Consider the following 13,565-nt stretch of genomic DNA (forward strand, 5'->3'; position numbering starts at 1 on the left):
CCGAGCGTGCCGGTGCGCATCAACCTGAAGGAGTATGCGGGGCCGGAGTCGCGTTACTGTCCGGCCGCGGTGTACGAGTTCGTGGCCGATGCGGCGGCCGAGGGCGGCGAGCGGCTGCAGATCAACGCGCAGAACTGCGTGCACTGCAAGACCTGCGACATCAAGGATCCGACGCAGAACATCGTCTGGGTGGCGCCGGAGGGCGGCGGCGGACCGAACTATCCGAATATGTAGGCGCTTGGACGTGGTGCCTTGGCCGTGCCCGGCTCGCGCGCTGGCCCCGTCTTGACCACCTCTGGGCCGCGCTTGCGCTGGACACTCAGGCCGTATGGGCGCTCGGCACTGCGGCGGCCGGCGCGCCTGGGCCATGGCGCGGCGCCGACGCGTTTCGCGGCAATTTGGTACTCTCGCAGCGATCAGTTTTCGATACCCCAACGACGTTTGCGACCGAGATCCAAGGAGCTGTGACCATGAGCGATTCTTCCGAGTACGTGCCGCCAAAGGTTTGGACCTGGAACAAGGAAAACGGCGGCCGGTTCGCCAACATCAACCGGCCGATCGCCGGGCCGACGCACGACAAGGTTCTGCCGGTCGGTCAACACCCGCTGCAACTCTATTCGCTGGGCACGCCCAACGGCGTCAAGGTCACGATCATGCTCGAGGAGTTGCTGGCGCAGGGGCAGCGAGGCGCCGAGTACGACGCCTGGATGATCCGCATCGGCGACGGCGACCAGTTCGGCAGCGGTTTCGTCGAGATCAATCCGAATTCGAAGATTCCGGCGCTGGTCGACCGCAGCGGCGCCGAGCCGATTCGCGTGTTCGAGTCCGGCGCGATCCTGCTTTACCTTGCCGAAAAATTCGGAGCCTTCTTGCCGGTCGAATTGCGCGCCCGCACCGAGTGTCTCTCCTGGCTGTTCTGGCAGATGGGCAGCGCGCCGTTTCTCGGCGGTGGCTTCGGCCACTTCTATGCGTATGCACCGATCAAGATCGAGTACGCGATCGATCGTTTCGCGATGGAGGCGAAACGTCAACTGGATGTGCTCGACAAGCGGCTGGCCGACAGCGAATACATCGGCGGCAGTGACTATTCAATCGCCGACATGGCGATCTGGCCGTGGTACGGCGTGCTCGCGTTGGGCGAGATCTACGGCGACGCGGGGCAGTTTCTGGCGGTACAGGAATACGGCAACGTGCAACGCTGGGCAGCCACGGTGGCCGCGCGCCCCGCGGTCAAACGCGGACGCATGGTGAACCGCGCAATGGGGGATCCGGCCAGCCAGTTGCACGAGCGGCATGACGCGAGCGATTTCGAGACCAAGACGCAGGACAAGCTGACGGCTCGGATGCAGGACTGAGCGGCGCTGACATTGCCGCTGCGGTCCACGTCCACGCCTCGCGCACGTCGGCGCCTCACTTCGGCACTCATGGCGGCGAGTAATGGCGGCGAGTAATGGCGACGAGTAATGGGGACGAGTAATGGGGACGAGTAATGGGGACGAGTAATGGCGGCGATTCACGGCAGTGATTCACGGCAGTGATTCACGGCAGTGATTCACAGCAGTGATTCACAGCAGTGATTCACGGCAGGGAGGCGACGATGCGCTCGCGCAACCACTGCTGGGCCGGGTCGCGGTGCAGACGCTCGTGCCACAGCATTACCATCTCGAAACCGGGTACGTCGACCGGCGCTTCGGTCACGCACAGTGCGGGGTGGTCGCGCACCAACCGCGACGGCAACATCGCGACCAGATCCGAGTGCGCCAGCGCATCTTCCAGTAACCGGAAATGCGGCACCGACAGCACGACGCGCCGCGCCAGGCCGAGCGCGGCGAGCGCCGCGTCGGTGACCCCTCGAAAGCCGCCGTCCGCCGAGACGATTGCCTGTTCCAAACGGCAGAATTGCGCCCGACTCGGGCGTCGCCGCAGCCCCGGATGGCCGCGTCGGCCAGCAAGCACGTAGCGCTCGGCGAACAGCGCGCGAAAGCGCAGTCCCGTTGGCGCTTCCTCGGCGATATGCAGCGCGATGTCGATCTCGCCTTGTTCGGTCTGGCGCGCGATTTCGGCCGGGCGCAGCGGGCGGAGCGCCAGCCGGGCGCCCGGGGCGGCGTCGCGCAGCCTCGGCAACGCGGGCAGCACCACGCTTGCCGCCCCGTAGTCGGTCGCTGCAATTCGCCAGACGTGTTCCGCACGCGCGGGATCGAATGGCACCGAGCCCCCGATCGCCTGGTCGAGCGCTGCCAGTGCCGCATGAAGCGGTTCGCGCAGCGCTTCGGCGCGCGCGGTCGGACGCATGCCGCGCGGGCCGGCAAGCAACAGCGGATCGTCGAACACCACGCGCAGCTTCGCGAGTTGCGTGCTGACGGTCGGTTGCGACAGGTGTAGCCGTTCCGCGGCGCGCGTCACGTGTTGCTCGGCAAGCAGGGCGTCGAGCGTCAGCAACAGGTTCAGGTCCAGCCGTCGCAAGGTATTGAGCATCGTGATACCTGTCATTCGAATCATTCATTTCTAATATAGCGGCTGGCGGCCTATCGTAGGGCTTCCCTTTCAACGGAAGCAAGCAATGAACGTCTTGATTGTCTATGCCCATCCGGAACCACGCTCGCTGAACGGCGCGCTGAGGTCGGAGACGGTGTCCCATCTGCGGTCTCGCGGCCACCATGTGCAGGTGTCCGACCTGTATGCGATGAACTGGAACGCCGTGGTAAGTCCGGCGGACAGCCGGGCGCCGCAGGGCGGAGCGCGTTTCGATCCGTCGCTTGCGTCGCGTGACGCCTATGAAGCGGGGCTGCAGGCCGACGACATCGCAGCGGAGCAGGAAAAGCTGCGTTGGGCCGACGTCCTGATTCTGCAGTTCCCACTGTGGTGGTTCTCAATGCCGGCGATCATGAAAGGCTGGGTGGACCGCGTCTATGCCTACGGCTTCGCATATGGCGTCGGTGAACATTCCGACACACACTGGGGTGATCGTTACGGCGAAGGAACACTCGCGGGCAAGCGGGCGATGCTGCTCGTCACCACGGGTGGCTGGGCGTCCCACTACGCGCCGCGCGGGGTCAACGGCGCCATCGACGATCTGCTGTTTCCGATCCAACACGGCATCTTGTTCTACGCCGGCTTCGACGTCGTGCCGCCGTTCGTCGTCTATCGCACCGGCCGCCTTGGCGACGACGGCTACGTGCGGACTGTCGCAGCGCTGCGCGCCCGCCTCGACACTCTGGACGTCATCGCGCCAGTGCCGTTCCGCAAGCAGAACGGTGGCGATTATGCGATTCCCGCGCTGACGCTGCGTGAGGACCTGGCACCCGGGGAGGCGGGGCTGCACGTCCATCTCGACCGGACGGCATGAGCCGCGCCGGGCATGCGCATCGGGCGTCAGGGTCATGCGGGTGAGCGCTGATGCTTCGACCAGCCTCGGGTCTCGCCCTTATGCCTCGAATGCTCCGCACGGTCGGCAACAGTTCGGTCGGCAGGCCTATGTCGGACTGGACTTGCCGTGGGCGACGGTCACGCTGGGCAGGCAGTACGACTTCATGTTCGAGCTGGGCCGCTACTCGGCCGGACAGTTCATGGGATCGTATGCCTTGCGCCCGGCGACCGGCCTCGCGTTCCTCGGCAACAATGGCAGCTCGCCCGATTTCGATCGGGTTGGCGGCGCGCGCGTCGACAACGCGGCGAAGGTGGTCAGCAAGGAAGTCGGACATACGGTGGTGGGCGCGTTGTTGTCGTTCGGGGGGCAGCCCGGCAGCTTCTCGGCCGGCCGCACGATGAGCCTGGGCGCACGCTACGGTGCGAACGATTTCGGCATCGGCGCGGCCTACACGACCCGCCGCGACGATACCGCGCCCGCCAGTTTCGAGGTGTTCGGCGCGGGCGCCAGCTACCGGCTGGCCCGCTGGACGTTCCAGGCCCTCTATACGCATTCGAAGTGGGCGCTGACCGGCGACAAGGTGGCGGTCTACGAGGTGAGTGCGCGGTATCAGGTGAATACACCGCTGTTCCTGTCCGCGGGGGGCGGCGAGCATCGTGCCCAATCACGGCACTGCCAATGCAATCCTGCCGGGCCGACGCAAGCAGGTCGAGGCGGGCGCGGATTACTTCCTGTCCAAGCGCACCGACGTCTACCTGGTGGTGGCCTACCAGCGCGCCGCGGCGGGCAGCGTCGCCGCGCTGTATCCGGTGGGCAACGCCGGTGGGCGCAACCAGACCGCGGTCAACCTGGGCCTGCGTCACACGTTCTGAGCGGCGGCGGGGCGCGTCAGCGGTTCACCAGCCGCGCGGGATAGGACAACGCCAGCATCGCGCCAACCAGCAGGCACGCGGCAAATCCGTACAGGCCCGCGTTCTGCGTATGGAAGGTGTCGCGCAGCCAGCCGATCAGGTAAGTGCTGGCGAATCCGCCGAGATTGGCGATCGAGCAGGCGAACGCAATGCCGGCGGCGGCAGCCCTGCCTCTCAGGAAGGCCGACGGCAAGGCCCACACGACCGGCATCGCGGCTGCCGCACCCGCATTGATCAGGGTGAAGATCACGATCGTCGCGCCCAGCCCGTGCGGGCCGGCCGTTGCGGCCACCATCGCGGCGGCGGACAGCAGGAACGGCAGGACAATGTGCCAGCGGCGCTCGCGCTTGCGGTCGGAGCGCGTCCCCCACCATACGGTGGCCACGACCGCCACGGCGTTCGGCACGGCCATCCACCAGCCGATCGTGTAGGCATCGCGTACACCCGTGTCGCGCAGGATGGTCGGCAGCCAGAAGCTGATTGCATAAAGGCCCAGCAGCACGCAAAGGTCGATCAGGCCCAATGCCCAGACTTTCGGATCCGTGAACGCCGCGCCGATCGCCTCCTGCTTGCCGTCGATGCGGTCCGCCGCAAGGCGCGCCTGCAGCATCGCCTTCTCGTCCGCACCGAGCCAGCGGGTCGAGGCGATATCGTTCGGCAGGTAGAGGAACACGAAGATGCCCAGCAGGACCGACGGCGCGGCTTCGAGCAGGAACAGCCACTGCCAGCCACCCAGGCGTGCCAGGCCGTCGAACGCCTCCATGATCCAGCCCGACAGCGGGCTGCCGATCATGCTCGACAGCGGCAGTCCGACCATGAACAGCGCCACGATGCGCGCGCGCCGGGCGTCCGGGTACCACTGCGTCAGGTACAGCAGGACACCTGGCAGGAAGCCGGCTTCGGCCACCCCGAGCAGGAACCGCAGCACGTAGAACTGCAGCGGCGTCTGCACGAACGCCGTCAGTCCGGACGCCAGACCCCACGTCACCATGATGCGGGCGATCCAGAGCTTGGCGCCGACCTTTTGCAGGATCAGGTTGCTCGGCACTTCGAACAGGACATAGCCGGCGAAGAAGAGGCCAGCCCCCAGGCCGTAGATCGTGTCGCTGATGCCGAGTGCATCGAGCATCTGGAGCTTGGCGAGACCGACGTTCGTCCGATCCAGGTATGCCGCGAAATAACAGAGGCAGAACACGCTGACCAGACGCAGCGTCAGCTTTCGATACAGGCGCGCGAGCGCCGGCGGTTCGTCGGGCAGGGAAGCTTGGGAGGCGGATGTCATGTGGTTGCGGCGCGCGGTCGAGTAGGCGGCAGTCGTTGGCGGGGCGGCCAGGGGCGCCCCGCCGTGCCCCGCCGGACGCGTGCGCGAAGGGCGCTGGCGGAGACGGAAAGCATGATAAAGAAAAAGAATGTGTCTGGTGCGTGGCGATGCAATAACGTGTCGGCCAGTGGGGTTCCGGGGCTCGTGGCTCGTGGCTCGACCGACTGGTGCGTGCACGCCGCGAGCCGGCGCCGGCGCTTGCTGGCGTGCGCGAACGAGGTAGCCGGTCGCGTGCCGGCCTGCTGCCGTATCCGGCTGGCGCGATGGCGTCTTGAACGAAGGCGCGCCGGCGCCCCGGCGCTGACGCAATTGCGGGTCGTGACAAAGCGGCACATGTCGTCATTCGCGGCAACCGCGGCACTGCGCAAGATGGCGGCTTCGCCATTACCGCAAAGAACCATGAAGCCTGCCCGCGTCGGCCTGACCCTACTTTTCTGTCTCGCGTGCGCCGGTTGCGGCGGCGACATGCACGGGCGGTCCGACGACGCCGAAGCCGCACTGACGGCGCGCGCCGAAGCGATCGTCTCGACTATGTCGCTTCGTCAGAAGTTGGGCGAGAAGATCATGATGGCGTTCCGCTACTGGTGCGCTGAGGACACGACCTTGTGCAAGAGCGGCATGACCGAAATGCCGCCGGCCATCGCCTCGGTGGTGCGCGACAACCACATCGGCGGCGTCATTCTCTTCTCCGACAATCTGACGTCGATCGAGCAGACCCATCGTCTGTTGGCGGCATTGCGCTCGGCCCGCACGCCCGGTGCGACGACGGGCCTGTTGCTGGGGACGGACCAGGAGGGCGGCAACGTGTTCCGGCTGCCGCGCGTCCAGGCCACTTCCTTCCCCGGCAACATGGCGCTCGGCGCGGCCTATCAGGCGAGCGGCGACGCGCGACTGGCATACCGGCAGGGCAAGGTGATGGGCGACGAACTGCGCGCCGTCGGATTCAATGTCGCGTTCGCGCCGGTCGTGGACGTGAACAGCAACCCGCTGAATCCCGTCATCAATGTCCGCGCCTACGGCGACGATCCGGACGACATCGCGGTCTTGGCGCAGGAAACGCTGAACGGGCTACGCAAAGCGGGCGTGGTCGGCACACTCAAGCACTTCCCCGGTCACGGCGACACCAGCACCGATTCGCACTTCGGCCTGCCGCTCGTCGAGAAGACGCGTGAACAGGCCGAGGCGATCGATCTGGCACCGTATCGTCGTGCCATCGTGCAGTCCGGTCCGTCGGATCGCGGACCCGAGATGATCATGACCGCACATATCCAGTACCCCGCGCTCGACGACACGCGAGTGACGCTGCGCACCGGGGAGCGCATCGTCACCCCCGCGACGATGTCGCGGCGCATCCAGCACGACCTGCTGCGCACGCAGATGGGCTTCGACGGCGTGACGGTGACCGATGCGCTGGACATGGCCGGCATCAGCCACTTCTTCGACGAGGAGGACGCCGTGCTGAAGGTGTTTCAGGCCGATGTCGACATCGCGTTGATGCCGGTCGCGGTGAGCACCGAGCAGCAGGTCGGACGCGTGCCCCGGCTGGTCGACTTCCTGGTCGACGCGGTGCAGCGTGGCGCCCTCGACCGCGCCGAGCTCGATCGTTCGGTGGTCCGCATCACCCGCATGAAGTTGCGCAATGGCATCGATGCCACTGCCAAGCCCGGCGCAGCGGGCCTTGGCGAGATTGGCGGCGCGCCTCATCGTGCGGTCGAGAATGAGATTGCACGCCAGTCGATCACCTTGCTGCGCAACGTCGACGACCGGCTGCCGCTGCGCGATCGCGCCGCACGCATCCTGATCGTGACGCCGTGGGGGGAGCAGGCCGCAGGAGTGGCCAGGCGCCTGCAGGCGCTGGGCTTTGCGTCCGTCCAACACGCGAAGCTCGGGACCTTGTCGATCGCCGCGCTTCGGCAACGCATCGAGGCGGCCGACGTCCTGATTGCGGGGACCACGGCGCTCGCCGCGACGCCGGTCGCGGATCCGATACGGGCGGGCGCGTCGCTTGCGACGGCGCAGGCCGCAGGCGCGCCGCCCACCCCGCGCGACGCAATGGTTTATGCGATGCAGGCCGGCAAGACGGTGGTACACGTGACGATGCGTGCGCCGTACGACGTGCTCGACTACGAGGACGTATCGCATGCGTCGCTCGCGACCTATGCCTATTTCGGTTACGAAGACGGGTGGCGGGGCCCGTCGATGGCCGCACTGGCGGACGTGCTGGCGGGAGCGTCACAGCCGGCCGGTCGCCTGCCAGTCGTCATCGCGCCGCAAACAGGGCCCGTGCGTTACCCGCGTGGCTTCGGCATGCGCTACCCACAGTCGCGCCGCCGAAGCCCCGCCGATGCCTGACCGATGGCTGACCGCTTAGGGCGCTGCCGCGTGCGGCCGCGCGACTAGATGCCATCGCGACGGCATGCCGACCGTTTCAAAATAAAACGATGTTCGTTATTATGATGTATGGCTGACTCTCATCCGTCCCGCGTCATGCGATGCGGGACGTCCGCTTGACAGACCGCTTGACAGATCGCTCGACCGCCTGCGATGAATCAACCCAACGACACGCCGCTCACGCTGTACTACGCCGCTGGTTCCTGCGCCATGGTTCCCCGCCTCGTCCTTGAGGAGGCGCACGCGGGCTACACGCTGCGGCACGTGGACCTCGGCGGCGGCGAGCAGCGCACCCGGTCTTTTCAGGGGCTCAATGGGCTCGGCAGGGTGCCGGTGCTGGTCGATGGAAGCTTTGTGTTGACCGAAAACCTCGCGATCCTGCGTTATCTGTCGCGACGGTTTCCGGGCACGGCTTTGTGGCCGTCCGAGGCGTCGGCGGAGGCACGGTGTCTTGAATGGCTGTCGTTCGGCGCCTCTTCACTGCACCCAGCGATGGCTCACGTGCGACGGCCCGCGCGTTACGCGCGTTCTTCGTCGGCACAGGAGGAAGTCGCTGCGACCGGCCACGCCACCGTGACGGCGCTGTTGCAGCTTACGGAGGCACGATTGCCGGACACCGGTTGGGCGGCGGGACCGGACTTGAGCGTGGCGGATCTCTATCTGCTGTTCTTCTGGGCGCACGGACCTGCTGCGAACGTGAATCCGGGCGCGCTCGATTGTTTCCCGAAATGGTCGGCGCTGGCGCGTCGCCTGTGCGCGCGGCCCGCCATAAGCAAGGTGCTGGACGACGAGCGGCTGCTGGTCGACTTTCGGGCGGCACCCCAGCACGTTGCAAACCAGGCGTCACGCAGTGGTTCCGCGCGTTGATGCGATCCCGCACCACCGCCTGCGCAGCGCGCTCGCGCACCGGTGCGCACTCGCCTCGCCCGTGCCGGCAACAGGTCGAGTCGGGCTCCGGGTCGCTTGCCGTCGCTGCGCTCCCGTGTGCGTCAGGCACGGCGCCCGAGCGGCGCGTTCATCGAATCAGGCGGATTGCACCCTACACGATTCCGGCAGCCAGCGGTTCCGGCTTTGTCGACCCTGTTCGAGCAGCCATGCCTTGACGTCGGCGACCGCTGCGCCTTCGTCGTCCGTCCGCGTAACCACGAAGTATTCGCCCGAGTCGGCAAGGGTCTGTGGCAACGGCGCGATGAGGCGGCCGGAGGCCAACTGCTTGTGTGCAAACAGCACTGGCATCACGACCGTGCCCAGCCCGTCCTCGGCCGCCTGCAGTGCGGCGAAGGTGTGGTCGAGCGTCAGGCGCCTGGCCGCGGCGGTGGCTGCCAGGCCGTAGCGTCGAGTCCAGGTCGGCCAGAGATCCTCTCGCGCCCGGATGTGGATGGTCGGCGCGCGAGCGACGGTCTCCGGCGTCGTCAGCCCGTGTGTCTTCGCAAACGCGGGACTGCACAGCGGCGTTGACCACTCCGTCATCAACACCGAAGCGGTCAGGCCGACGAAATGGCGCGGGTCGCGGCGGATCGCGATATCAAACGGCGCGGCAGGATCGACAGGGCCGAGACCGGTCGACGTGTCAATGCGGATGTCGCCGCGGTCTTCAAGCAATGCTGCCAGGCGCGGCGTGAGCCAGTGCATCGACAACGTCGGCACGCAGTCGAGACGGACCAGCGCGCCCGCGCCACCACTGCCAAGTGCCTCGCCTGCCTCGGCGAGCGCGTCGAAGGTTTGACGCACGGCAGCGGCGTAGCGTTGGCCGGCAGCCGTCAGCACGACGCGGCGATGCGATCGCGCGAACAGCTGCACGCCCAGATGGGCTTCGAGTAGCCTGACTTGGCGGCTGACCGCGCCGGTCGTCACGCAAAGGGCCTCGGCTGCCAGCGTGAAGCTGTTGGTGCGCGCCGCGGCCTCGAAGGCCCGTAATGCGGTGAGGGGAGGGAGCCGTGTCATCTGCTTGAGTATAAGTCAAGCAAACGCGCAGTATTCATCGTTTGTCGGGTGGGCATGCGGGCCTTAGCATCGCACCGTCGTTTCACCATGCCACGGACACGCGATGGACAGGCTGTATCAAGCATGCACCGGCGTTGCTCGCCGGAGATCGACAGCGCTGCGGCTGACCAGGACGCAACGCGCCCACGCGGCCTTGCGGTGTCACTTCCGTCGCCACCTCCGGGCCACCCCCTGGGCCATGCGACGCCCGCCTGCCCGCGCGCGCGCGCATCGTTCCTGCGACCGCGCCGTCGAAGCGGTGACGCGAGGCGATTTTCGGGGCGGCCGATGAACCGGCTGGCGCTGCTTTGCGTGGGACGTGCCGGCGCGTGCATGGGCACGATGGTATTTGCGGGCGCGTTGCCGGTGCTTCGACAGGATTGGCAGATGAGCGCGGCGACGGCCGGGTCGATCCAGACGGCGTTCAACCTGTCGAATGCGCTGGCGTTGCTCATCGCGGCATGGCTGGCCGATCATTACGGGGCTCGGCGCGTTTATCTGGTCTGTACATGGAGCGGCGCGGCCGCGCTGGCGTGTTTCGCGTGTTTCGCGCATTCGCCGCAGACTGCGCTGGTTGGCATCGTCCTGGTAGGGCTGACTCAGGGCGGCGCCTATGCCCCGGCGTTGATGCTGGCGGCGGATTTGAGTGCGCCACAAGCGCGGGGCCGCGCGATGGGCGTCATGCTGGCCGCGGGCTCCTTCGGCTATCTGCTCTCCGTCTTCTTCGCCCTTTGGGCAGCGCGTTCGTTGGGCCCGACCGCGGGTTTCGCGGTGTGCGCAGCGGGCGTGCTGGCGGGGGCCGCAGTCGGCCACGTCAGCCTCCGAGGTGTAGCCCGCGCGCCCGCACGGGCAGGGTCCACGCCTGCGGCGCTTGCCACAGGAACCGCCAAGTCGGCGCTGGGACCTGCTGCGCTCTGTCTGCTGGTCGGCTATGTCGCCCACTGCTGGGAACTGCTCGGCCACTATGCGTGGACGCCGTCCCTGCTCGTGGCGGCGCTTGCATCGTCAAACCTGGGCATCACCACGACCGCGCTGCTGGTCGGCGTGGCGATCCACGTGAGCGGCATGCTCTCGACCATCGCGTTCGGCGCGCTGTCCGACCGTGGCAGCCGCTCCACGGTGCTGATCGTCGTGGCGGGTGCAGGCGCGATGTGTTCGTTGCTGCTCGGTTGCTCGATGCAATGGCATCCGGCCTGGACGGTATCGATTGCCGCGGTCGCCAGCTTCTTCATTCTTGGCGATTCGGGCGTGCTCTCCGCCGCGATCTCGGACACCGTACCGGCCGACAAGCTTGGCCGCGTGATGGGCATCCGCTCGGTGCTCGGCTTCGGCGCCGGCGCGGTCGCGCCGATCACATTCGGCACGGTGTTCGACACGAGCCACGACTGGCAAGCGGCGTATGCGACGCTGGCCGCGGGCGGCGGCATCGCTTTCCTGGCGGCGGCTTGCCTCGCACACTTCGCCCGCCGTTCACGACGGCGGGTCTGAGTGTCACTCTGAGTCCGGTTCGTGAGTCCGGCCCTGAGTCCCGGCCCTGAGTCCTGGCCTTGAGTCCTGGCCTTGAGTCCGGTTCGCCACCCGTCAGTTGACAACCTGGATGCGCACGTTGAGGTCCCCCTGCCGCAATGCCGCGGCGGCGCCGCGCGGACTGGTGTTGATGCGTACATAGCCGGTCGTGCCGGGGACCGCCGCATTGTCGGCGGTCACGACGATGTCCTCGTCGCCGCTGCGTACGCTGTTCTTGCCGGCGGACGTGGACAGCCAGCTCGATGCGTCGGTGACTTGCCAGGAGAGTCGCACGGGCGTCGTCTCGTCGCCGGCGGTGACGCGGATCGTCGTCGACTGGCCCGGTTTCAGCCGTACGACATCGCTCGTCGCCATTGGCAGGGCTTGCACCGTACCGTCGGCGTTGACCACCTTCGCGGCGAACACCGGCGGCGAGAAACTGACGGTGTAGGGCTGGTCGAGCTTGTAGTCGTACAGATAGACGTGCGGCAGAAGATCGTTGTCGGCGCGCAGACCGAAGTTGCCTTCGAACTTCGACACGCCAACCTGGATGCTGTCTTCGATGCGCGCGCTGCCCGCCGGCACGCTGAACAGCACCCACGCAACCTTTCGACCGCCGCCGATCGTCGTCGGGTCGGCGTCCCAGATGTCGCGCTTGGAGGTCGCGTGCGACGCGGTGAATTCGACCGTGCCGCGCGTCGCGGCGGACAGGATGTTCAGCGCCGAGTAGGAATACGAGGTGGAAATTTCGCTGTTGATCTTGCCGCTCACGCCCTTGTCGCTCACCGACAGATCGCCGCCGATCTTCTCGCTGACCGTCTTGTTCCGCTCGACGGTCCTGGGCATGTAGCTCTCCACCGCGCCACGCGTCGTCTGCCCGTTCCGGATCACCGACAACGAGAAAGCGATGGTGTGCAGGTTGTTGTAGTAGCCGCAGTAGTCGCCCTTGACACAGGTGTCCTTGATGGTGGGATGGGTCGCGTTGATGCGCGGGACCGGATTCGTGTCCCACACCGCCTTGACCAGGTAGTAGTCGTTCTGGTCGGACGCGTTGAGACGATAGACGCTGAACCGCAAGGCCGCCGTTCCGGTCTTCTGGGTCGGCTGCCACCAATTGTCGGTATACGAGTCGATGCTGACTTCCTGCGCGCTGGTGCCGAGCAGCGTCCACGCGGTCGGGTCCGGGCTGGTGTTGCCGATGCCGTCGGCGCTGTCGCTGGTTTGCGCCTTGATCGATGCGGTGCCGGCGCGCGTTAATGCGCGCTGCTGCGTCTGCGTCGTGCGCACGCTGGCAAGGCAGTTCTCGATATCGCTCTGGAGCTGAGTCGCGTCGCTGTTCTGCAACTGGCATTCGACGGGCGCCGCGTTGTCGGCGGACTTGGCGAGCACGAAGGTCGTCGCCGTCTCGCTCTGCGTGGCGACCGGCACGGACGTGCCGACCGCGACGGTGCTGATCAGCAGGCCGTCGCCGGTGGGTTCCGTGGCGTCGACCCCGCTGCTCATCGTGAATTTCGGCATGCCGTCGGTCGGTCCCCAGACGTCGACATCGCCGTCGGCGACGATCGCATAACCCGCATCGTAATGAGTGAGGACATCGCAGGCATTCACGTTCGCCGCCGAGAGCCGATAGACCGGATAGCCCTGCACCGCTGCGACGGCTGGCGTGCCGCCGCATGCCGGATAGGCAGTGTCGCCGATCGAGGCGCTCGGTACATCGTGCCCGCCGCAAGCGGCGATGATCGCCACCAACGAGGCTCCAAGCCCTGTGCGACACAGGTTCCAAACGCTGTTGTGCTGATGCTGTCTCATCGTCCCTCAATGGCTTGTTTGCGGTCGCAGGGCCGGGCGACGCCAGCCTGTGAGCGCTCGCACGTGCGCCGCTGGCAGGCCGGAAAGGCCAGCGATTCGCGCGCTGAGCGAGCATGCCGCTGTTTACGGCAATGCAGACCATGTTCTTGAGCCGAACGAGCATGCCGCCGTGGTCTTCCCTGGCGGGACGGACGTGGCGGGCGGCTTGCCGCCAATATCGGCAAGCGGCAAGCGGCAAGCGGCAAGCGGAAAGCGGAAAGCGGAAAGCGGAAAGCGG

11 protein-coding genes and 1 pseudogene are annotated in these 13,565 nt (G+C 66.9%); 8 read left to right on the forward strand and 4 right to left on the reverse strand.

Annotated features, from left to right (window positions below):
• The coding region (locus tag BLU54_RS03155; protein WP_170844997.1) for a 4Fe-4S dicluster domain-containing protein at nucleotides 1-234 on the forward strand (234 nt) is incomplete at its 5' end.
• A 236-nt stretch (nucleotides 235-470) separates the two neighbouring features.
• Nucleotides 471-1,355 carry a glutathione-dependent disulfide-bond oxidoreductase gene (gene yghU, locus BLU54_RS03160; protein ID WP_091904564.1) on the forward strand — a complete coding sequence of 295 codons (885 nt, stop codon included), beginning with the start codon at nucleotides 471-473 and terminating at the stop codon, nucleotides 1,353-1,355.
• Nucleotides 1,356-1,578: 223 nt separating this feature from the next.
• Here the strand turns inward: yghU and BLU54_RS03165 are convergent, their stop codons facing one another.
• Nucleotides 1,579-2,490, reverse strand: coding sequence for a LysR family transcriptional regulator (locus BLU54_RS03165; RefSeq protein ID WP_235837763.1), 912 nt, complete (start codon nucleotides 2,488-2,490; stop codon nucleotides 1,579-1,581).
• 70 nt (nucleotides 2,491-2,560) lie between these two features.
• On the opposite strand from BLU54_RS03165, the gene BLU54_RS03170 reads away from it, so the two are divergent.
• From BLU54_RS03170 to BLU54_RS23095, 3 genes and pseudogenes are all read left to right on the forward strand, one after another.
• A complete protein-coding gene (locus BLU54_RS03170; protein ID WP_091904569.1) occupies nucleotides 2,561-3,346 on the forward strand; it encodes an NAD(P)H-dependent oxidoreductase in 786 nt (261 codons plus the stop codon).
• Nucleotides 3,347-3,380: 34 nt separating this feature from the next.
• Nucleotides 3,381-4,007: pseudogene (locus tag BLU54_RS24500) on the forward strand (porin); the annotation flags it as partial.
• 16 nt (nucleotides 4,008-4,023) lie between these two features.
• Nucleotides 4,024-4,239: a porin family protein gene (locus BLU54_RS23095; protein ID WP_235837764.1), complete on the forward strand. Its 216-nt coding sequence runs from the start codon at nucleotides 4,024-4,026 to the stop codon at nucleotides 4,237-4,239.
• 16 nt (nucleotides 4,240-4,255) lie between these two features.
• On the opposite strand, the gene BLU54_RS03180 is transcribed toward BLU54_RS23095, so the two are convergent.
• Nucleotides 4,256-5,560, reverse strand: a complete 1,305-nt coding sequence (locus tag BLU54_RS03180) for an MFS transporter (protein ID WP_091904574.1) — start codon at nucleotides 5,558-5,560, stop codon at nucleotides 4,256-4,258.
• Between the two features lie 438 nt (nucleotides 5,561-5,998).
• Here BLU54_RS03180 and BLU54_RS03185 point away from each other — a divergent pair, with 438 nt between their 5' ends.
• Complete coding sequence (locus BLU54_RS03185; RefSeq protein WP_235837765.1) at nucleotides 5,999-7,951, forward strand: glycoside hydrolase family 3 protein; 1,953 nt, start codon at nucleotides 5,999-6,001, stop codon at nucleotides 7,949-7,951.
• A 192-nt stretch (nucleotides 7,952-8,143) separates the two neighbouring features.
• Nucleotides 8,144-8,857, forward strand: coding sequence for a glutathione S-transferase family protein (locus tag BLU54_RS03190; RefSeq protein WP_091904577.1), 714 nt, complete (start codon nucleotides 8,144-8,146; stop codon nucleotides 8,855-8,857).
• 156 nt (nucleotides 8,858-9,013) lie between these two features.
• Here the strand turns inward: BLU54_RS03190 and BLU54_RS03195 are convergent, their stop codons facing one another.
• The gene (locus BLU54_RS03195; protein ID WP_091904580.1) at nucleotides 9,014-9,934 is read right to left on the reverse strand and encodes a LysR substrate-binding domain-containing protein; all 921 of its coding nucleotides are present in this window, start codon (nucleotides 9,932-9,934) and stop codon (nucleotides 9,014-9,016) included.
• 327 nt (nucleotides 9,935-10,261) lie between these two features.
• Here BLU54_RS03195 and BLU54_RS03200 point away from each other — a divergent pair, with 327 nt between their 5' ends.
• Nucleotides 10,262-11,461, forward strand: coding sequence for an MFS transporter (locus tag BLU54_RS03200; RefSeq protein WP_091904583.1), 1,200 nt, complete (start codon nucleotides 10,262-10,264; stop codon nucleotides 11,459-11,461).
• 93 nt (nucleotides 11,462-11,554) lie between these two features.
• Here BLU54_RS03200 and BLU54_RS03205 read toward each other — a convergent pair whose 3' ends face one another.
• Nucleotides 11,555-13,288 carry a hypothetical protein gene (locus tag BLU54_RS03205; RefSeq protein WP_139169450.1) on the reverse strand — a complete coding sequence of 578 codons (1,734 nt, stop codon included), beginning with the start codon at nucleotides 13,286-13,288 and terminating at the stop codon, nucleotides 11,555-11,557.
• Nucleotides 13,289-13,565: the final 277 nt, after the last annotated feature.

The organism is Chitinasiproducens palmae (assembly GCF_900095735.1).
Taxonomy (GTDB): Bacteria; Pseudomonadota; Gammaproteobacteria; order Burkholderiales; family Burkholderiaceae; genus Chitinasiproducens; species Chitinasiproducens palmae.

Bases quoted from the DNA above. Each gene is read 5' to 3' on its own strand.
- BLU54_RS03205 (WP_139169450.1), bottom strand. From the start codon at position 13,288: ATGAGACAGCATCAGCACAACAGCGTTTGGAACCTGTGTCGCACAGGG.
- BLU54_RS03190 (WP_091904577.1), top strand. From the start codon at position 8,144: ATGAATCAACCCAACGACACGCCGCTCACGCTGTACTACGCCGCTGGT.
- BLU54_RS03180 (WP_091904574.1), bottom strand. From the start codon at position 5,560: ATGACATCCGCCTCCCAAGCTTCCCTGCCCGACGAACCGCCGGCGCTC.
- BLU54_RS03195 (WP_091904580.1), bottom strand. From the start codon at position 9,934: ATGACACGGCTCCCTCCCCTCACCGCATTACGGGCCTTCGAGGCCGCG.
- BLU54_RS03170 (WP_091904569.1), top strand. From the start codon at position 2,561: ATGAACGTCTTGATTGTCTATGCCCATCCGGAACCACGCTCGCTGAAC.
- BLU54_RS03185 (WP_235837765.1), top strand. From the start codon at position 5,999: ATGAAGCCTGCCCGCGTCGGCCTGACCCTACTTTTCTGTCTCGCGTGC.
- BLU54_RS03165 (WP_235837763.1), bottom strand. From the start codon at position 2,490: ATGACAGGTATCACGATGCTCAATACCTTGCGACGGCTGGACCTGAAC.
- yghU (WP_091904564.1), top strand. From the start codon at position 471: ATGAGCGATTCTTCCGAGTACGTGCCGCCAAAGGTTTGGACCTGGAAC.
- BLU54_RS03200 (WP_091904583.1), top strand. From the start codon at position 10,262: ATGAACCGGCTGGCGCTGCTTTGCGTGGGACGTGCCGGCGCGTGCATG.